General features: G+C 42.4%; 18 protein-coding genes. All 18 read right to left on the bottom strand.

From position 1 onward, the window contains the following. Window positions 1–63: 63 nt before the first annotated feature. The 18 genes from ACWXWT_RS07195 to ACWXWT_RS07110 all read right to left on the bottom strand — a co-directional run bounded on the left by ACWXWT_RS07195 (window position 64) and on the right by ACWXWT_RS07110 (window position 21,573). A complete protein-coding gene (locus ACWXWT_RS07195; protein ID WP_456040939.1) occupies window positions 64–1,584 on the bottom strand; it encodes a beta strand repeat-containing protein in 1,521 nt (506 codons plus the stop codon). 41 nt (window positions 1,585–1,625) lie between these two features. Then, complete coding sequence (locus tag ACWXWT_RS07190; protein ID WP_456040938.1) at window positions 1,626–2,153, bottom strand: curlin; 528 nt, start codon at window positions 2,151–2,153, stop codon at window positions 1,626–1,628. A gap of 483 nt (window positions 2,154–2,636) precedes the next feature. Continuing rightward, window positions 2,637–4,427, bottom strand: a complete 1,791-nt coding sequence (locus tag ACWXWT_RS07185; protein ID WP_456040937.1) for a protein kinase domain-containing protein — start codon at window positions 4,425–4,427, stop codon at window positions 2,637–2,639. Window positions 4,428–4,482: 55 nt separating this feature from the next. Beyond that, a complete protein-coding gene (locus ACWXWT_RS07180; protein WP_456040936.1) occupies window positions 4,483–5,949 on the bottom strand; it encodes a NarK family nitrate/nitrite MFS transporter in 1,467 nt (488 codons plus the stop codon). Window positions 5,950–5,959: 10 nt separating this feature from the next. After that, window positions 5,960–6,286, bottom strand: coding sequence for a nitrite reductase small subunit NirD (gene nirD, locus ACWXWT_RS07175; protein WP_456040935.1), 327 nt, complete (start codon window positions 6,284–6,286; stop codon window positions 5,960–5,962). Continuing rightward, the gene (gene nirB / locus ACWXWT_RS07170; RefSeq protein WP_456040934.1) at window positions 6,283–8,886 is read right to left on the bottom strand and encodes a nitrite reductase large subunit NirB; all 2,604 of its coding nucleotides are present in this window, start codon (window positions 8,884–8,886) and stop codon (window positions 6,283–6,285) included. Before nirB ends, nirD begins: the two co-directional genes overlap by 4 nt. A gap of 240 nt (window positions 8,887–9,126) precedes the next feature. Continuing rightward, a complete protein-coding gene (locus ACWXWT_RS07165) occupies window positions 9,127–9,801 on the bottom strand; it encodes an ANTAR domain-containing response regulator (RefSeq protein WP_456040933.1) in 675 nt (224 codons plus the stop codon). After that, window positions 9,789–10,967 (bottom strand): glycosyl transferase, encoded by a 1,179-nt coding sequence (locus ACWXWT_RS07160; protein ID WP_456040932.1) that lies wholly within the window; start codon window positions 10,965–10,967, stop codon window positions 9,789–9,791. Before ACWXWT_RS07160 ends, ACWXWT_RS07165 begins: the two co-directional genes overlap by 13 nt. Further along, the gene (cobA, locus tag ACWXWT_RS07155) at window positions 10,960–11,838 is read right to left on the bottom strand and encodes a uroporphyrinogen-III C-methyltransferase (protein ID WP_456040931.1); all 879 of its coding nucleotides are present in this window, start codon (window positions 11,836–11,838) and stop codon (window positions 10,960–10,962) included. Before cobA ends, ACWXWT_RS07160 begins: the two co-directional genes overlap by 8 nt. Then, window positions 11,838–14,651, bottom strand: a complete 2,814-nt coding sequence (locus tag ACWXWT_RS07150; RefSeq protein ID WP_456040930.1) for a nitrate reductase — start codon at window positions 14,649–14,651, stop codon at window positions 11,838–11,840. Before ACWXWT_RS07150 ends, cobA begins: the two co-directional genes overlap by 1 nt. Before the next feature lie 291 nt (window positions 14,652–14,942). Then, the gene (cctA, locus tag ACWXWT_RS07145; RefSeq protein WP_456040929.1) at window positions 14,943–15,278 is read right to left on the bottom strand and encodes a tetraheme c-type cytochrome CctA; all 336 of its coding nucleotides are present in this window, start codon (window positions 15,276–15,278) and stop codon (window positions 14,943–14,945) included. 327 nt (window positions 15,279–15,605) lie between these two features. Continuing rightward, complete coding sequence (locus tag ACWXWT_RS07140) at window positions 15,606–16,481, bottom strand: NAD(P)-dependent oxidoreductase (RefSeq protein ID WP_456040928.1); 876 nt, start codon at window positions 16,479–16,481, stop codon at window positions 15,606–15,608. A 13-nt stretch (window positions 16,482–16,494) separates the two neighbouring features. Further along, window positions 16,495–16,983, bottom strand: a complete 489-nt coding sequence (locus tag ACWXWT_RS07135; RefSeq protein ID WP_456040927.1) for an acyl-CoA thioesterase — start codon at window positions 16,981–16,983, stop codon at window positions 16,495–16,497. A gap of 111 nt (window positions 16,984–17,094) precedes the next feature. Next, the gene (gene fabF, locus ACWXWT_RS07130) at window positions 17,095–18,336 is read right to left on the bottom strand and encodes a beta-ketoacyl-ACP synthase II (protein ID WP_456040926.1); all 1,242 of its coding nucleotides are present in this window, start codon (window positions 18,334–18,336) and stop codon (window positions 17,095–17,097) included. Between the two features lie 162 nt (window positions 18,337–18,498). Next, window positions 18,499–18,732, bottom strand: a complete 234-nt coding sequence (gene acpP, locus ACWXWT_RS07125) for an acyl carrier protein (protein WP_011496723.1) — start codon at window positions 18,730–18,732, stop codon at window positions 18,499–18,501. Window positions 18,733–18,895: 163 nt separating this feature from the next. Beyond that, window positions 18,896–19,642, bottom strand: a complete 747-nt coding sequence (fabG, locus tag ACWXWT_RS07120; protein ID WP_456040925.1) for a 3-oxoacyl-ACP reductase FabG — start codon at window positions 19,640–19,642, stop codon at window positions 18,896–18,898. A 10-nt stretch (window positions 19,643–19,652) separates the two neighbouring features. Beyond that, window positions 19,653–20,579, bottom strand: coding sequence for an ACP S-malonyltransferase (gene fabD, locus ACWXWT_RS07115; protein ID WP_456040924.1), 927 nt, complete (start codon window positions 20,577–20,579; stop codon window positions 19,653–19,655). 34 nt (window positions 20,580–20,613) lie between these two features. After that, window positions 20,614–21,573 carry a beta-ketoacyl-ACP synthase III gene (locus tag ACWXWT_RS07110; RefSeq protein WP_456040923.1) on the bottom strand — a complete coding sequence of 320 codons (960 nt, stop codon included), beginning with the start codon at window positions 21,571–21,573 and terminating at the stop codon, window positions 20,614–20,616. Window positions 21,574–21,575: the final 2 nt, after the last annotated feature.

Genomic DNA, 21,575 nt, shown 5'->3' with positions numbered 1-21,575 from the left:
AGGCTACTTTTTTTTAACAATTAGTCAAAAGGGTGCTTACGCACCCTTTATTATACTTTTGTACTACATGCCTTGAGTAATTGTTACAGTGTTACCAGAACCAACACTGGTCACAATGGCAGAGTTATTCATATCTGTTTGAGTAACATGAATAATATTACTACCTGCACCATTCACAAATACATCTGAGAAATGGCTGAAACCTGTTTGACTAACCAGTATTTCGTTATCAGTTCCCAACCAAGATTCAGCATAAGCTTCGTTTTCATTTCCGGTTTGGTCAATATCAACCACGGTTGATAAATCAGATGAATCGGCATACGCTTTGTTATCATCGCCTAACTGATCAACTGTAATTGTATTTTCAGCACCATATGTGCCAGCACCAACTCCAGTATCATAATAGTTAGCGGTGTTTGGTGAATTATCAATAATATTACGATTACCTGTTTGAGTAATTGTAATGGTGCTTAATCCACCTAATTGAGTTGAAGCGCCTGCATAGTTGTCATCCCCGAGTTGACTAATCGCAATCGTGTTATTAAAGCTGTCAGCACCTTGTTCAACAACAGCTAAGTTTGATAAGCCTACTTGCATAATCGTTGCGGTATCACCCACACCGTCTTGGTCCACATTGGCAGTATTTCCCAAAGTGGAAGTAGAACCACTTTGTGTAACTGTTGCATTATTATCGGCATTCGATTGATTAACTTCAGCATAATTATCAAAATCGACTTGCGTAACCAATGCCATTTGATTTGTTCCATATTGATTTACTTGAGCATTATTATTTCCATCACTCTGATCAACATGGGCATCATGTAAATCACCATTTTGGTAAACATCAGCCATATTAGATAGGCCAGTTTGCTCAATGAGACCAATATTACTGTTCCCTACCTGTTCTAAAATAGCAGTAGTATCATCGCTACCCGCACCATCATAGTTTTGAGTATTTTGTAAGATATCACCGTTATTATTCGAACCATTTTGGGTCAATGTGGCACTTGCACCATCCGATGCTTCCTGCTCAATATAAGCATCATTACCAGGACCACCCGCTTGATTAACGGTTGCTTCTGCATAATCAGACCAATAGTTGTAAATTTCTGCTGTATCTTCACTGCCATTTTGATTAATTGTAGACGTAGCACCGTTACCATCATTTTGAGTGATGGTTCCCTTGTTATCGTCACCATTCTGATTAACCGCAGCTTCAGCAAAATCACCATTAAAGAACTCTTGTGTCACAATAGCTTGGTTTCTATTACCAACAGATTCCACTATTGCGCTAGCGGTACTTGTCGAATTATGTTGGTCAATTGTGGATACATTACTGTCCCCCTCTTGGTATGATGAAGCCTGTGAATTTGATGTTTCAGCTTGAGTAATCGTTGAACTATTACTATTACCAACTTGCTCAATACCGGCATCATTATCACTACTGTTTACAACTTGAACGACCGTTGCAGCGTTGCTATTACCTGTTTGAGTGACTGTTGTATCATTGTTATCACTTGCAAAAGCACCCGCAGATGTAAATAGAGCTGCTGACACTAAAATCGCTAATTTAGAATGTTTCATCTTCGTATTTCCCTTTATCTGATTGATTAAACTTATTTAAATTAATTATTTTGGGTTACAGTCACATTTTGTGTTGTTCCCCACTGGGTTACACCTACAGCATTTCCGGAACCGTACTGCTGGATCCAAATAGCATTCTCACTACCGGTCTGATAAATAACGGCTAAATTATTGGTACCGACTTGATCCACACCGAGCAGTAAATTGAAACCTATCTGACTTGCAATCACTTGATTACCTGCACCAGATTGGTAAATACTCGCTTCAATATCACTCCCAGATTGAAAGGCAGTAACACTATTTAAGATTCCTTGTTGAGTGGAAGATATCTGGTTATTATTACCTAACTGAGTTGTATTAAATCGATGACCAAATCCATATTGAGTTAAGCTTATTAATAATTCGTCACCATTTTGATTGGCATTTGCGATATTATTCCTGCCAATCCCGAGTTCATCAATATCACTTAAATCTTGTTGTCCAAGGCTAGGGAAAGACATTAAACACAACACTAATGAAAGTATCCTAGCGATTGCGTTTAAACGATGTTGGTGTAGATGCTTATCCAATATCATATTTCCTGTCTCTAGTTATCTAACGTTATGAACATCATGTTCAACTCGCTTAACAACTATCCGATATGTAGTATCAATATTATGACTCCACCACATCTAGACCGAATCCATCTCGAGTATTAAAACAACATAGACCTATAGGTTAAATTAATTCCTTCCCCCTACTTTATTACTACAAAAACAAATAATGCGTTGATTTAAAATGAATAATTATCAAGAAAGTATACCTATTAATATAAATAGATAAGTGATAGGTAAGCGCGAAGTAGAGGGTAAATATAAACTAACGGATATAAAATAATTAAAAACAGCCAAATAGATGTTAGTACCTAATGGTTTTATGGGTAATTTACCAATGAAAAAGTATTTAAATACATTTACAGAAATTTATAAAAAAAGAATAGTTAATAGAGGCAGTTATTATTTAAACTCAGGTAGCATCGCTAAATACACCATTTAAATACAATCAAAGCATCATCAGTTATTCAGCAAAGACAACATTAAAAACAAAAATAAAATAATCGTGGTAACTTTCCAAAATTGAACAGGATTACGAGCGATAATGGGAACATATTTTTTTACTGTATAATTCGCTTTGGCAGTGGTTAATTGATGAATTAACTCACAGGTATCAGCTTGGCGTAAATTAGGGTCAATATTGAGCGCTTTTTGTAATGCTACATCAATCCACTCTGGCACCATTGGATTTAATTGATGCACACTAATGTAGTCCAAACGTTGGTAATCATGCCGCGTTCGACATTTCTCAAGTTTGCCTTTAAAGGGCAATTGTCCAGCTAACATCTCAAAAGCAATCACAGCAAGCGAAAACAAATCGGCACGGCCATCGGCTTGATATCCCAAGATAACTTCAGGAGCGGTGTAATCGGCTGTACCCAAAATACGATCTCGAGTTAATGGACTACTAATTTCTGCTACGCCTTTAATATAACAAGAACCAAAATCGATGATTTTAACTACCCCTTCTCGGGTGATAAAAATATTATCCGGTTTCAAATCTTGATGCAGCGTTTCACGCCGATGAAAGGCTCTGATCCCTAATTCAATTTGTTTAAGTAGCAGTAATACCTCTTCTACAGGAGCTTTTTTATGTTGAATTAACCATTCACCAAGACTTATCCCCGATAAAAATTCAGTAACATAATACAAAGCTGACTTTATTTTTTGCAGCTCAACAACCTTAACTACATGAGTGCTGTTTATACGTTGCCCTATCCAGCTTTCTAACATAAAACGTTCTATGTAAGCGGCATCATCAATGTAATTTACTGAAGGGGTTTTCATGCAAAATGCTTCGCCTTGGTCATTGACGACTCGATAAACTTGGCTGCGTTGTGATTGGTAAAGTGTATTGGTTACCTGATAACCGTCTAACTTCATTCCAACGTTCAATGGTGGTGGAAACGGTTGACACGACAAGCTTTGGTACACGTCATCGATAGCTTGTTTCGGCAACTGGCTGACACTTAACAACTGCGAACTGAGGTTATCTTTACTGCCTAAATCAAACGCCTTTTTGTTTAACATTAAGCAAAATTGCTCACACAAATCATCACTAAGCGCTGGATGTTGCTGACAAAGAACCGTCAGTTTTTGGTGTATTTCAAATTCAGAGAGTACGTCATGCACGCCATCGGTTGTCAGTAAATAAAGATCGTCGACTTCAACAGACAAGGTTTTGTAATCAACATCTAAGTTAACATCCATTCCCAATGCACGCGTAAGGTATTGGTTTGATGAATTAATATTGGTACTGTGGTCATGGGTTAATTGCAATAACTCTCCACGCCTAAAGCGATAGATTCGCGAATCCCCCACATGCAACATATGCACTGAACAAGACTTAAATACCAATGCACTAAAGGTGCATACAAAGCCACGTCTTGCATCGCGATAATCTTGTCCTAACCCATATAACCAACGATTTAAAGCCGTTAATACTTTACGACTCGATGTTTGTACACTCCACGACTCAGGAGTGGAATAATAATCGGCGAGAAAATTACTGACGCTAATGGCAGACGCATGCGCACCGCCTTCAGCAGTACTGACGCCATCACTTATCACACTAACAGCGCCCTTCGATACAAGTGGTATTCCTGATGGAATACGAATACCTATGGCATCTTCATTTTGCAGTTTCCGGCCTTTTTCTGATGCTTGACCCACAACCAACTGTAACGTGGACGCAAAAGGCAACGCCTCTTCGTTGTGTGGGCTAATGGATGCTGCAACCTCGGATGCCATGTTAGTCCTTATATACTTTTTAACTGAAGGCTCAAACAGAGTTTGAGCCTTCGGTTTAACTTACGCTGATTAACGTGACTTCGCCATTCTCGTTCACTTCTGCAATATGCCCTTTTGGTTCATTCATAAAAAACAGAGTAATAAAACCAAATACGGCACTAACCGCAATCACATAAAAGAAAATTTGAGTGGATACGATTGAATATACGGTTAAGAAAAACACTGCGCCAACGTTACCGTAAGCGCCGGTCATACCCGCTATTTGCCCTGTTAAGCGACGCTTGATCAGCGGCACTGCAGCAAACACGGCCCCTTCACCACCCTGAACAAAGAATGAACATGCCATAACGACTGCGACAGCCAAAGGCAATGACCATGACGAGTCAATTTGTGCCACCGATAAATATCCAATCGCTAACCCTGCGGTTAATATTAATAAGGTGGTTTTACGACCAAACTTATCACTTAACCAGCCGCCGCCAGGACGAGACATTAAGTTCATAAAGGCATAGCTTGATGCCAACATACCCGCTTGTGCCATGCCAAGCTCGAACGTTTCAGCAAAAAAGAGTGGCAACATGGATACCACAGCAAGTTCAGAGCCAAAGGTAGTGAAATACAGCACATTCAATACAGCAACTTGCTTAAACTGATAGCGCTCAAACTCTGGTACTTCAATTGAAAACAAATGCTTGTTTACTTGGTATGTTTGGTAAAAATCGAACAAAAACACCACCACCAATCCAAGATAGATAAGGTAGGTAGCATCTTGAGTAAACATACTCACACCTGCAGGAGACAGCTTCCAACCTAACAACGCTAACGTGGCATACATGGGTACCTTCATAATGATCAGTAACACATAGTCACTTTTGCTGGTGACTTCTAAACCGCCAGCTTTCTTAGGCTTAAAGTAAGTTGAGCCTTTTGGGGTGTCGGTTACATTAAAGTAATACACAAATGCAAATAACAAACTCATTAAACCTGTAATACCAATCGCATAGCGCCAGCCATCAGGACCACCAAAAGCAAGGGCAATAGCGGGTAAAGTAAAGGCTGCGGCTGCAGAACCAAAGTTACCCCATCCACCATAAATACCTTCCGCTGTACCTAACTCTTTTGCCGGAAACCATTCACTTACCATACGAATACCGACCACAAAACCCGCACCAATAAAACCAATCAGAAATCGGGCTAACGCTAACTGCTCAAAGGTGTCTGCCACGGCAAACATAAAACACGGAATTGAACAAATACCCAATAAGGCAGAATAAGTGATCCTCGGGCCATATTTGTCGGTCACCATACCAATGATAATCCGCGCTGGGATCGTTAGAGCAACGTTGAGGATTAGCAGAGTTTTAATTTGGGCGGTGGTCAGCCCTAAACTATCAGCAATGACACTCACTAATGGGGCGGCGTTAAACCACACAACAAAGGTGATAAAAAATGCCATCCAGCTTAAATGCATTATTTTCATCTTGCCACGAAAAGAAAATAGATTAAATTTTTCAGCACTCATAACGGCTCCTTTATGACTGAGCCAAGACAAACACATTGCCTTGTTCAGTTTTAATGTCGAATGGTTTAACCACTAAATCAGCATTTTCAATACAACGTCCGTTATTTAAGCGGTAATGTTGTTTATAAAGCGGTGAAGCGACACAAAGCTCTCCATCGATTTCACAAATCAGTCCCCTTGCCAGCAAACTCACACCACTGGCGGGGTCAACGTTATCAAGGGCAAATAAACCGTCATCCCCTAAATTAAAAATGGCAACGGCCCGCCCTGCTACCCAAGCGGCTATTCCCGTGCCTTTTGGCATGCTTGCTTCATTACACACATTTATCCAATTCATGCTAATTCCTCCTCTGCGAGTTGTGCTACATCGTCTGTAATATCTTTAATCGCTATTGTTCCTGCCCCTGCGTCTTTAAAACTCGGAAAACGTTGCGCACGAATTCGCTGGTAAGCACTGGTATCTGCTTCTGGCGCATCACTTGGATTAACAAACTCATTGAAGCGCGCCAGAAAGGCCGGTTGTTCAAGGCTGGTTTTCCACTCACATTGGTATGTGGCGGCAATATGGTCCATCTGCTGCTCTAAGGTCGAGTTGATCCCCAAAACGTCATCAATAACAACTGATTTTAAATACGCTAGGCCGCCTTCTAATGAATCCATCCAGGTCGAGGTACGCTGCAATTTGTCTGCGGTTTTGACATAAAACATCAAAATACGATCGATGTATTTATAGAGGTCTTGAGTGGATAAATCGGTAGCAAATAAATCACCATGACGGGGGCGCATGCCACCATTGCCGGCCACATATAAGTTCCAACCTTTGTCGCTTGCAATAATGCCAATATCTTTACTTTGTGCTTCTGCACACTCTCGAGTACAACCTGACACCGCAAATTTCAATTTATGCGGACTGCGTAAGCCTTTGTAGCGGTTCTCTAAATCAATAGCGAAACCAACTGCATCTTGTACACCGTAACGGCACCAAGTACTGCCAACACAGGACTTTACCGTGCGCAATGATTTACCGTAGGCATGGCCGGTTTCAAAACCAGCATCAATGAGTTTTTTCCAAATTTCGGGTAGCTTCGACAAGGTTGCACCAAACATATCAATGCGTTGGCCACCCGTTATCTTGGTATAGAGGTCATATTCTTGAGCAATTTGGCCCATGGCGATAAGTTTAGTTGGGGTGATTTCACCACCAGCGACTCGCGGCACAATAGAGTAAGTGCCGTCTTTTTGGATGTTGCCTAAGTAAGCATCATTGGTATCTTGCAATTGCACATGACCCAAATTTTGATCCAGCACATAATGATTTTGTAGGCTGGCAAATATGGATGCGGCTGCAGGTTTGCAAATATCACAGCCATAGGCGTGACCACTGGCTGAAGGTTTGCCATGCAGAGTGATTAAGGTATTAAAATCATTAATGCCTTCGACTTGGCATAAGTGATACAAGGCTTGTCGGTCATGCTCAAAATGGGCACAAATCCCAGCATTAAAGTCGAGCCCTGCTGCTTGTAAGGTTTGATCAATAATTTTTTGAACTAACGGTGCACAACCACCACAACCCGATGCTGCACGAGTACATGATTTGATTTCAGCCATTTTATGATTGCCAGCGGTCACAGCTTCAACAATGTCACCCTTGGTCACTTGATGACAAGAACACACAATAGAAGTGTCTTTTAAATCGGCTTCGTTTTCAGCACCTGCTAGCAATAACTCAACCGCAGAACCTTCAATCTCGTCTTGAGACAAATAGCTATCGAGCAAGCGACTGTAATCGCTGTTATCACCAATTAACACTGCCCCTTTCAAAAATTTACCAGTTTCATCTAACCATAATTTTTTATAAATACCCGCCTGGTTATCAGATAACTCAACAAACTGGGCGTTATCAAAACCTCGGCTAGCACCAATAGCAGCCACATCAACACCCAGTAATTTAAGCTTGGTGCTCATGTCTGCACCAGTGAATGACTGTGACACGCTATCAGAGGTTAAAGAGGCAATGTGCGAAGCCACTACTCGGGCCATTTGGTAACCTGGTGCAACTAAACCAAATATTTTTTGTTGCCATAACGCACACTCACCAATGGCGTAAACATCGGGCGCAGAGGTTAAACAGTAATCGTCAATTTCAATGCCGCCACGTTCACCAATTCTGATATTGGAAATACGTGCTAATGAATCTTGTGGGCGAATACCGGCAGAAAACACAATCATGTCGGTTTCAAGATACGATTCATCATTAAAGGTCATGCGGTGTATTGCCGTTTCACCGTCGATAATCTCTGTAGTGGCTTTTGAGGTATGTACACTCACGCCGAGCTGTTCGATTTTACTACACAGTAATTCACCCGCTTTATCATTTAGCTGAACGGGCATCAATTGTGGGGCAAACTCAACAACGTGAGTCTTTACCCCAAGCTGCATCATGGCATTAGCGGCTTCTAGGCCTAATAGCCCACCGCCCACGACCACCCCAACTTGGCTGTTTTTCGCAGCAGCTTGAATGGCTTCAAGATCTTCAATGGTGCGATACACCAAGCACTGAGCGCGATCGTTACCTTGGATAGGTGGTACAAATGGAAATGATCCTGTTGCAAGTACTAAACGGGTATAAGAATAATAGTCACCTTGCGCGCTGGTCACCGTTTTGGCGGCAATATCAATTGCCGTAATAGGTGTATTCAAGTGAAGCGTAATGCCCCAATCTTGATAATCTTGCGCACTGGTTAACATCAATGGATCCGCGCTACCGGTCTCAAAATATTTTGACAGCTGCACTCGGTCATAGGCTGGACGCGGCTCTTCTCCAAACACATGTACATCAAACGTTTTATTGAGTCCTAAACTGCACAATTGCTCAATAAAGTGATGACCTACCATGCCATTACCGACGACCACTAATTTGGGTTTTGAGACTGCCATATCCTACTCCTTCATGCCACGGACGGTAAAAAAACAAATGGCGCCAACTCCGCTTAAAGAGTTGGCGCCATTGCCAGTTACAATCCCAATTTTTTTAAATTTTACTGTTTGAATCTAAATGGATAAAAACCATTATCGACATTCAGTATCATACTGTGATGTTGCAGGCTCTATGCCAACAAATAAAAATCCATAACAGATTGATTAATAACAAATTAAAACTCAACAACCATTATATTTTTACGATTGCATGTCCACTTTAGGGATAACCGCACCAACATGAGGCGCACCATCCTTGCTCATTGCTAAAGTGACTGCTGATACCTGACTTTTTTGCGGACTGGCCACTGCAATAATTTGTGCCGACATTTGTGCCAAAGACAACCCTTTTTGCATCGCTTGTTGTTGAATAATTTGGTGTGCTTTCGCTTCATCAAATCCTTGCGCCATAACAATTAATTTTGCTTGACTGAGCAATTTAATGCGGCGAATTTCATCATCCAATTTCTTAAATTCAGCTAAAGTTTTACTGGCCGCATCAAAACGCGCTTGAGCTAAACTTATCACGCTGGTTAATCGATTTACCGTTAACATCTCTGGGATAAAAGTAATGCGGCCACAATCAAGTAAATCGGTTAACGCTGTCTGCTGCCAAGTTTTGGCATTGACAACTATCACCATCGGCTTATTGGTTAAAGTACGTTGGATCAACCTTTGAATTTGGCCGTGTAATGTGTCGGATAATACTAATAAAGTATCAAATGTTTGTTGATGTAATCGTTGCTCAACTTGGCTTACAGAAGTCAGCACAGTGACATGTCCAAATGCCGCTAAACCAGCCTGATACTGCACCACATCACAATCGACTACTGGCACGGCAGAAAAACTCGGGTCACAAAATATTAAACTGCGCATAACAACTCCCTATTCCGCCATTGTTTTAGTGGACTATCTGTTGTATTGAAACGGTTTATCCAACATTGTTGGCTTAAATTAACTGCTTGTTCTGTTGTAATAATTGCAGTTGTATTGGGTTCCGTCATAGCTGATTTACGGCTCAGTAATAGCAGCACTGCAGCCAACGTTGTCGTAACACTGCTAAGCGCTTGCTCAATCATGGTGCGCGACATTAATGTCGTCAGCGCCTCAGTAGATAAAGGCTCTTTTTCGCGCCATAGTAGCGCAAGAATGTCGCTAGGCAACTCAGCTTGGCCCACTTTTGCACCAGAAAACCCCTCTAATAATGTCGGGATAGTTAAGATCGAAACGTCCACATTACCAGCTTTCCCGTTGACAAATTTTATCGTGGTTTCAACTCTTGGATTCAATTCGGTTTCGCCTTGCAAGCCTTTAAAAATTGCCACGCTGCCGACCTGATATTCGTTATTGGAAAATAAAATCTCACATACACCTTGATGTACTGCATCTAACCCTGGGTGAAAATAACTGCGAAGGCCTATTGGTGCGTTGGTTGGATTAATACAACGCGCTGCAGTTTGAATTAAACTACGAAGGCCTAACTCTTGATGCAATTGGCGACACTCATCTAACACAGGGGCTAAATCACCTGCGCGTACATAAGCAATATTATCCGACTGTAATGCCACATTGGCCATTTTGGGTGTAGTACAACAGGCAATGTTAAGCGACGCTAAACATGATTCAACATGACGGCGATGAGGTAGAGCTTGGCTGTCACCATGTAACATCACCCGAACACCCTGTGTTGCTAATAACTTAGCAACGAGTAAAAGCCAAGGTAACTGCTCGCGCTTGCCCGCATACACAGGCCAGTCGATATCGACCTCAAGCGAATGCCAATCTTTGTCTACAGTGCGACGTAAACCGGCTACCATACCTGCTATTTCTTCAGTCGTTTCACCGCGCACGCGCATGAGCATCATGGCACTGGCCATTTGTGCGCGCGTTGCTTTTCCTTTGGCAAAACCTTCAAGCAGCAAACATGCCTCAGCAAAAGTTAATGCCCGCGAGCCTTTCTCCCCCTTGCCTAAGGCTTTTATCAATAACCGAAAATCAAACTCATCGGCTGATGTCAGGGTTAACTCGCCAATTTTAGGCATATAGTGCCTCATACTCATCAACTGGTTGTGGTGAAGCAAAATCAATGTCGTCGAGTAAAGCACCAAGCTGTTGACCCACACTCACTACTTCACCAATAATGATTAATGTTGGCCCTGAGTCTCTAATGCTTAACGCGGCGTTAGTCATAGAAGCAACCGTTGCATAAGTGACAATTTGGTTCGGTCTACCACCATTGGTGACAAATGCCACAGGTAAATCAGCAGCACACTGTGTATCAAGTAATCCAACGGAGATTCTTGCCGCTTGTTCTTTACCCATATAAAACACTAATGTTGATTGCGCCGCTAACAATGCTTGCCACTGGGCTGGAGCATTGGCATTATCGGCATCGGTCATTTTGGTGCCGGTGATCAGCGTGACACTGCGGGCCATACCACGATACGTTAATGGAATGCCGGTACTTGATGCACAACCTAACGCTGCGGTAACGCCAGGAATAAATTGCGAACGGATACCATTTTGTGCAAGGTAAAGCGCTTCTTCTGAACCTCGACCAAAAATATGCGGATCGCCACCCTTTAAGCGCACCACTTTTAATCCTTGCTGCGCCAATGTCAGTAATAATTCATTAATATCGTCTTGCTTTATACTTGGCTGACCACAGCGTTTACCCACAAAGTGACGCTGGCAAGATGGCGTCACCAACGTTAAAATATCGCTGCTCACAAGGCTATCAAACACTAATGCATCTGCTTGGGCAACTATTCGTGCAGCCTTAATCGTCATCAATTCCAATTGACCACAACCCGCCCCCACAATAGCCACATCACCTGCGTGTAACTCATTTGCGGCATGCCCTAAAGCATTCATAGATTGACGACCTTTTATCATTGCTTCTACTGTTTTCATTAGGCTACGTCCTCTGCTACTGATGGTTGATGGTCAATGTCGGAATATGATTCGCAATAAGATAAGGCATCTTGCCAGCTCTGCTTAGCACACTGCCTAACTTCACTATGACAACTGCCACATTGTCGACCACAACCAAGTAATGACTGAGTACTCTCTAATGCCTGCTCAAAGCTGATTTGCGCAAAACCGTCACTCATGACTTGATCGTTAAATTGTTGATTGATTTCGTCATTAATATTCGCTTCGGTTACCCCTGTACAAGCACAGATTAACGGGCTATTACCGGCTTTAATTTGCTGATGTAGCAACTTCATTAACGGCTTGTCGACAGGTTTACCAATAAAATTATTCATCTGATTTAAGGCCACATTCACTTGAGTGTGAGACAACACTTTTAATGCCTTAAGTAATCCATTATCCATATTGCATTGAATGTATAACGGTTGACCATCTACTGTTAAAGTCCATTTTAGTGAATGCGCTGTTGCTTGGTAGGCAAAGCCGTCATCGGTATCGGTAAAACCAATGTGATAACACACTCCGTTCTCTAGCGTTTGTGCAACTTGCCAACATAGCCCATGAGCAGAAGCGTCGTGTTGACCAAAAACCACACCTTGCAGCGCAAGTTCAACAGGGGTTAATGTCACGGGTTGGCACTTAAACCCAGGTTGTTTTGATATTGGGTCGACGCGAGCATCTAATGCTTGATTCACGCCTTTGGCCAGCGAAAACTGTGCAGACCAATGCATCGACATCAAAACCATATTTGTCGGCATTTCATCATCGACAACGGCGCGAGCCATCGTGAATGAAGCGTGGTTTATAAGGTCAGGGTTAGCAGTCTCTACAGAGTTTTGTTCAATTTGATTTTGAATAGCTTCAATGCGGACCAAGCCATCTTCTGTTAACGACAATGCACTGAGTTGTGATGAATGCAGGCGTACTATTGGTTCTGGAATGCTGGCTCGTAGGCTAGCAATATGCCCGGTGCGAGTCATGGTATGCCACTGATCTCGGCTGCGGCCAGTATTTAATAACAGCGTGTGATTCGGCAATAATTGCTGCGATACATTAGCGGCTGGCGCGACAAACTGAGCTTTACCCGTTGCAGTAGCAAATACACTTAGGCCGAAAACACGCACGTTTTGTTGACCAATTTGAGTTGCTGAAGCAATAGGCCATTGCGTCGGTGCCAATGCATCATATTGTGCTTTGGATAATTCTGTTAGCCCAGTAAGATCAAACACCTTAGTTGGAAAAACCTGTTTAACCTTAGCCGATAGGGCTGCAAATTCGCTAAATATGCTGGCATTGTCATCAAACTCAAAACCCTCGAAGCCCATTTTGTTAGCTACTTGGCTAACGGCCCACCAATCTGGTTTAGCTTGCCCTTTGGCTGTGATAAAACCGCGTTGACGAGTAATAGTGCGTTCACTATTAGTGACGGTACCGCATTTTTCGGACCAACCTTGTGCGGGGAGTAATACATCAGCAAGTTTAGCGGTATCAGAATCAGGGCTGATTTCAGACACTACCACAAAAGGACAATCTGCTAATGCTCGTGCAATTTTTTCACTGTTGGGTAAAGACACCACTGGATTGGTACCCATAATCCAAATCGCTTTGATTTTACCTTCGGCAAGGGCATCAAACATCTCAACTGCAGCTAATCCTTTTTGATCCGCAACACTATCAACTTTCCAAAAATCAGCTAATAACTGCTGCTCCGGTTGTGAAAAACCCATATGGCATGCTAACTGAGTGGCCAACCCACCAACCTCACGACCGCCCATGGCATTAGGCTGCCCTGTTAACGAAAAAAAACCGCAACCTGCTTGTCCAATATGCCCTAACGCGAGGTGGCAGTTAATCATCGCATTGGTTGCATCGGTACCAATAGTTGACTGGTTAACCCCCTGACAAGATGCCGTAAGCACTTTGTTATTGGTGGTCACGAGTTGATAAAATTGCATCAGTTTGGTAACAGATACGCCGACTTGCGTTGCAAGCTCAGCTAAATTGGCACTTAATTGTTGCGCCTGCAAAACCACAGTATAAAAGCCTTCTGTATGTTCAACAATATACGCGTGGTCGACACGATTTTGATCTGCTAGGTAACCGAGTAAGCCATGAAATAATGTTAAATCAGCACCCGGTTTAATGGCTAAATGTAAGTCAGCTTGTTTAGCTGTGGCTGTTGATAACGGGTCGATCACCACTAACTGAGCATTATTGGCTTTTTTTGCTGCTAGAATTCGTTGAAAAAGAACGGGATGAGTCCAAGCAGTATTGGCCCCCACAAGTACAATCACATCCGCTTGCTCTAGGTCGTCATAACATCCAGGAACAACATCTTCACCAAAGGCACGCTGCATTGCGCTCACCGCTGACGACATACACAACCGTGAGTTAGTATCGACATTAGCCGTTTTTAAAAAGCCTTTAGCAAACTTGTTGGCAACATAATAATCTTCAGTGAGTAATTGGCCAGAAAGATACAGTGCGACTGAATCTGGACCATGTTCTGCAATGGTTTGCGCAAAGGTATCAGCAATTAAGGTGTTTGCCTTGTCCCAATCAAGTGGCATACCTGACCGAAGTTTGGGGTAACGCAGTACATTGGGTTGAGCTAAACTGTCGAGTAATCGCTCACCTTTGGCACATAAATGACCATAATTAGCAGGATGCTTGTTGTCACCGCCTAGTACTAAATCTGCAACATCGACATCCGCCCAATCCGCTTTATTTGAAGACACGCTCACGCCGCATCCGACACCACAATAAGCACAACTTGATTGGACTACTGGCATACATCTACCCTTTCACTTTGACTATTTACATGGGTAAGGTATTGCGAAAGCTGTGCCAGAAAATTAACTTGCTGATTTTAAATAGAAATGGATATTTACAACGATAAAAGGTTACAACATTTGCGCAACAAAAGTGCACGCCTTGCGCAATTATGTTGCGCATCTGGTTGAAATACAACACATTTTAATACCTATAAAGAGGTATACTCATTTAATGTTAAGTGACAAACTCGACGTTCAGAAACAAAAATACCGACATTACGTCGGTATTTTTCAGGTTTCTAAAGAAGCTTATTTTGCAACACGACCATCATCATGGCATGTATCACATGTTGGCTTTTCACCTACTTTGGCTTCATGTGGTGCATGGCAATCTGCACACATCAACATTCCATCATGGGGCTTATGGTTATCGTCCATTTCAGCAAGTGAACCATGACAACTTTGACATTGTTCGAATTCATATGCGCCATCTGTTGATGGTTCCCCATCTGCATGACAGTTTTCACAGCCACCCATTTCAACATGAAACTCTGCGAGGGTCTCATCAGCAGCAAATGATGTAGAAGACATCATCATTACTGCGAAACCTACCGCAAACAATGCGCTTAGTAGTTTATTGTTCACTATTCATTTCTCCAATTTAGTGTGTGTCCGCATTCTTGTTATATGACGCAGATCAGCACACTTCAGCACGACACTTTACTTAGTAGTTTACTCACAACTTAGTTTTGAAATTACTCATCAACATATAGATATAAGACTATTATTGACTGGCAATATAAACGTAGTTTAGCAATCCACTTTAAGCAAAATTAATTTAGATTCTGCAATAATAGCAGTGTTAACAATCGGAATGTGTGCGCTACATCATGTAAATTGATGGTTTTTATTGAATAACGCTATTTGCACAGCCCTTAACCATTAATACCAAAAAAACGAATGTTATAGATATTAACTACGCGTCTTCTCTAAACGAGCCAGTAAACTTGAGGTATCCCAACGGTTGCCTTTCATCGCCTGAACTTCTGAATAAAATTGATCGACTAATGCTGTCACAGGTAAATGACTACCGTTTCTGCGCGCTTCATCCAGAGCGATACCTAAATCTTTACGCATCCAATCTATCGCAAAACCGAAATCGTATTTACCATGCCACATGGTTTGATAACGATTTTCCATCTGCCAACTTTGTGCAGCGCCTTTACTAATGACTTCAATCACTTTCAAGCCATCTAAACCAGCACTCTTAGCAAAATGGAGTCCTTCAGCTAAGCCTTGCACAACACCAGCAATGCAAATTTGATTAACCATTTTGGTTAGCTGGCCAGCTCCTACAGGACCTAACAGTTCAGCACAACGGCTATAAGCAGCGATAACCGGTTTTACCGTATCAAAATGAGCTTGTTCACCCCCCATCATCACCGTCAACACGCCATTTTCAGCCCCGGCTTGACCACCTGAAACAGGCGCATCCATAAAGGCTATCTGAAATGACTCAATCTGTTCGGCAATTTCACGTGCTACATCCGCAGACGCCGTAGTATGGTCTACCAAGATAGAACCTGCATGCATACCATGCACAACACCCTGTTCACCTAATACCACTTGACGCAGGTCATCGTCATTACCTACACAGGTAAAGACAATGTCTTGCCCTTTAGCGGCATCTTTTGGTGTTGCGGCATACTTGCCGCCATATTGTTCTACCCACTGTTTAGCTTTAGCCTCAGTACGGTTATACACTGTAACGTCATGCCCTTGCTTAACTAAATGGCCAGCCATGGGGAACCCCATTACGCCTAAACCAATAAATGCTACCTTAGCCATAATTTCCTCTTATTTATTCAACTGAAGGTTTAACGTGAGCTTCCATTTCAGCCCCAATGCGCTTACGCATATCCATTAAACGTAAAGCGGCGTCACGTAAACGAATGTCATCGGCAGTTTGTGGGAGCCATTCAGGCACTGTTGTCGGCGTTCCGTCATCGTCGACAGCGACCATTATCACAATACAATGCGTGGTTAAGTGACGTTCTGACTCCTTCGGATCGCCAGCTTTAACGTCAATGGCAATATGCATCGAAGTCGTACCGGTATAAATGACTTTACCTGTTACTTCAACAATATTACCGACAAAAATAGGCTTTACAAACCTGATACCGCCTGCGTAAACCGTTATACAATATTTACCGCTCCATCCTGCAGCAGCGGCATAAGCGGCTAAATCAATCCATTTCATGACTGCCCCACCGTGTACCTTACCACCAAAATTGACATCTGCAGGTTCAGCCAAAAAACGCAATGTAAGCTGTCTATCTTTACCGGCCATAAAGCCTCCAATTCATTCGATGGTGTATCGGAAGTCATCTAAATCGTATCAACGATACACTGAGTACTGTTACAAAAAAAGCGCACTAGGCGCTTTTTTAATTGATGTCAATTAATCCACTTTCTTAAACAATAACGAGCCGTTTGTACCGCCAAAACCAAATGAATTACATAAGGCATAATCAAACTGATGACGACGTGAAGTGTGGGCAACAAAATCTAAGTCGCAACCTTCATCTGGGTTATCTAAGTTGATGGTTGGCGGTACATGTTGGTCGCGCAGTGCAAGTAAAGTAATAATGGCTTCAATTGCACCAGCTGCGCCCAACAAGTGTCCGGTCATTGACTTAGTTGAACTGACTAACAAATCATAAGCGTGCGGACCAAATACGGCTTTAACCGCAGCAGCTTCTGCTTTATCGCCTGCATTAGTTGAAGTGCCATGGGCATTGATATAACCCACTTGCTCTTTTTCAATTTGAGCATCATTAATCGCGTTAACCATTGCAGCGGCAGCACCTGCACCATCACTTGGAGGTGATGTCATGTGAAATGCATCGCCACTCATGCCAAAGCCAGCTAATTCGCCGTAGATTTTAGCACCACGGGCTTTAGCATGTTCGTACTCTTCCATCACAATCACGCCTGCGCCATCACCAATCACAAAGCCATCACGGTCTTTGTCCCAAGGGCGACTTGCAGCAGTTGGGTCATCGTTACGTGTCGACAATGCTTTCGCGGCGCTAAAACCTGCTACGCCTAATGGGCTAGTCACATCTTCAGCACCACCGGCAACCATCACATCAGCATCACCATAAGCAATAGTACGAGCAGCAAAGCCAATATTGTGTACGCCAGTAGTACAAGCTGTGGTGACGGCAAAATTAGGACCAGTCATGCCATACATAATTGACAAATGTCCTGCTATCATATTGATAATGGTGCTCGGCACAAAAAATGGAGATACCTTACGTGGTCCACCATTTAATAGTGCAGAATGGCCTTGCTCAATTAACCACATGCCGCCCATGCCTGCACCAATTGCCGTACCAATACGAGATGGATTTTCTTGGCTCATATTTAAGCCAGAATCTTTTACTGCTTGAATGCCTGCAGCCATGCCATATTGGATAAATAAATCCATTTTACGGGCATCTTTTTTGCTTAGGTATTGTTCGACGTCAAAATCTTTCACAGAGCCACTGAAACGAGTACCAAACTCACTGGCATCAAACTTAGTGATTGGAGCTATACCACTCTTACCAGCTAATAAGGCATTCCAAGAAGACTCGACATCATTACCCACTGGAGTCACAAGGCCAAGACCTGTGATGACGACACGACGTTTAGACATGATATTCACCTTTAAATAAAATCTGCCACGAAGCCATTATTGCGATATAGATAAAGAAGGTTAAGGAAGGATGTTCTAATGCAATTAAATGGAACGAGCGTTTACAAATGCTTTAAACAAAAACAGGCGGCATAAATGCCGCCTGTTCCTGTGAATTCTTGATTACTGATTCTTTGAAACGTAATCGATCGCTGCTTGAACAGTAGTGATCTTTTCAGCTTCTTCGTCAGGGATCTCGGTATCAAACTCTTCTTCTAGAGCCATAACCAATTCAACAGTGTCTAGAGAATCCGCACCTAAATCGTCTACAAAAGAAGCAGCTGATTTAACGTCTTCTTCTTTAACGCCAAGTTGCTCGATGATGATTTTCTTTACACGTTCTTCGATGTTGCTCATTAGTTTTCTTTCCTATTCAAATTACGCACTTGCGTAAGATTGCGAGTAGTTTATTCGAATTAGATAACAATGCAAGCTTAGATTTTGTGGTCTAACCACAAAAATTAACATTGAATTGTCACTAACACTGACTCAAATGAAGGTAGTTACCTACCTATCGCTCTTAAACCATGTACATACCGCCATTCACATGCAAAGTTTCACCTGTGATATAAGCGGCTGAATCCGAGGCCAAAAACAATACTGCATTGGCAATTTCTTGTGCTTGCCCTAATCGTTCCATCGGAACTTGCGACATAATAGCTTGTTGCTGCTCAGCTGTCAGCTCATCTGTCATATCTGTCTGAATAAATCCAGGTGCAATAGCATTCACTGTTATTTGACGAGATGCAACCTCTCTTGCAAGAGATTTTGTAAATCCAATCAAACCCGCTTTTGCAGCTGAGTAATTCACTTGGCCTGCATTGCCCATTGTTCCTACAACTGAACCAATGCTGATTATACGTCCGAAACGTTTTTTCATCATAGATCGCATTACGGGTTTAGACAATTTAAATAACGATGTCAAATTGGTATCGATAATATCTTGCCATTCATCGTCTTTCATTCGCATCAATAAATTATCACGTGTAATACCCGCATTATTGATAAGAATATCAACTTCACCTGCTTTTTCTTTGATCTGGCTATATAAATCAGCGACTGACTGATTGTCTGTCACATTTAACACCATCCCAAAGCCTTTGTCACCTAAGTACGCTTGAATTGCTGCAGCACCTTTTTCACTGGTTGCGGTCCCAATAACCATCGCACCCGCTTGGACTAGCGACTCAGCAATCGCACGACCAATACCACGGCTTGCACCTGTTACCAGAGCAACCTTACCGTCTAAACTAATGCTAAAGCTCATATCAACTCCTTTATTCGACTAATGTTGCAAATGAAGCAACATCATTGACCGCTTGAGCGGAAATCGATTTATTAATTCTTTTTGTTAAACCGGTTAATACTTTACCTGGTCCGCATTCAATTAATTTTGTAACACCTTGTGTTGTCATAAATTCAACCGTTTCGCTCCAGCGTACTGGACAATACAATTGACGAACTAAGGCATCTTTAATTGCATTGGCATCGATTGGCATTGCCACATCAACATTGTTAACAACATTAATTGTTGGCTGAGAAAATGTCATCTCAGTCAATGCTTTAGCTAATTCATCTGCCGCAGGCTTCATTAATGCACAGTGTGATGGCACGCTAACAGGTAACGCAACGGCCATTTTGGCACCTGCAGCTTTACAGGCAGCAGCAGCACGTACAACAGCAGCTTTCTCACCGGCGATAACCACTTGACCAGGGCTGTTGTAATTAACAGGGCTGACCACATGACCGTCTGCAGACTCTGCGCAAGCTTGTGCAATCGCATCATCATCAAGGCCAATAATAGCAAACATAGCACCAGAACCTGCAGGCACAGCTTGTTGCATTAATTTTCCGCGTAGTTCAACTAATTTAACGGCATCGGCAAATTCAATCACATCAGCACACACTAGGGCAGAATACTCCCCAAGACTATGGCCTGCTAGCAAAGAAGGCATAGGTTTGTTAGACGCTTTATATGCACGCCAAATGGCCACGCTTGCCGTCAGTAATGCAGGCTGAGTTTTATCTGTTTCATTTAAAGTCTCAGCGGGACCATTGGCCACTAAATCCCATAAATCATAACCTAAAGCGTTACTGGCTTCGGCAAAAGTTTGCCCAATGATGTCATTAGATTGAGCCAATTCAGCTAACATTCCTACGGCCTGTGAACCTTGACCAGGAAATACAAAAGCAACATTTTTCATAAACGCTTACCTGTATAAAAATTAATGTAAATATTTAAAAACGAATTAATGCACTACCCCAAGCAAAACCACCACCAAAAGCTTCAAGCAATAATAATTGCCCACGCTGAATTCTGCCATCACGAACAGCTTCATCAAGCGCAATAGGCACCGAGGCGGCAGACGTATTACCGTGCCTTGCTAGCGTCAGTACAACTTTATCTAAGCTCATATTCAATTTTTTGGCTGTAGCATTAATAATCCGGAAATTCGCCTGATGTGGGACGAGCCAATCAATTTCTGATTTATCGACATTATTAAGGCGCAAGGTTTCGGTGACCACATTAGACAACTGTGTTACCGCAACCTTAAACACATCGTTGCCTTTCATTGTCATAAAGCCGACAGCTTCAGAACTTTCATTAGCACGAGGAGGGAAAGAGCATTTTAATAAATCCCCTTGGCTGCCATCGGCATAAATGTGAGTCGCAATAATACCTGGAGCGTCACTTGCACCAATAACGGCGGCACCGGCACCATCACCAAATAATATGACAGTAGAGCGATCTGCAGGATCACACATTCGTGATAATACATCTGCGCCAATCACTAATACTTTTCTGGCGGCACCCGTTTTAACAAATTGATCCGCTACCGATAATGCATAAATAAAACCAGAGCATGCTGCGGCAATATCAAAGGCTGGAATATTTTTAATGCCCAATAAGGCTTGAATTTCACATGCTGCTGCAGGAAATGCGTTTGACGCACTGGTGGTTCCACAAACAATCATATCCAGATCACTTGCTTCGATACCGGCCATTTCAAGCGCTTTTAATGCAGCCTGATGACCCATGGTTGAAACCGATTCGTCTGTTGCAGCAATGCGCCGCTCAGAAATACCGGTTCTGTCTACAATCCATTGATCAGTGGTTTCAACCATTTTTTCGAGATCTTGATTGCTACGAACTTGCACAGGCAGATAGCTACCTGTTCCGAGAATTTTTGTATGCATAT

This window comes from Shewanella sp. A22 (assembly GCF_053850585.1).
This window is presented reverse-complemented; position numbering and strand designations above follow the sequence as displayed.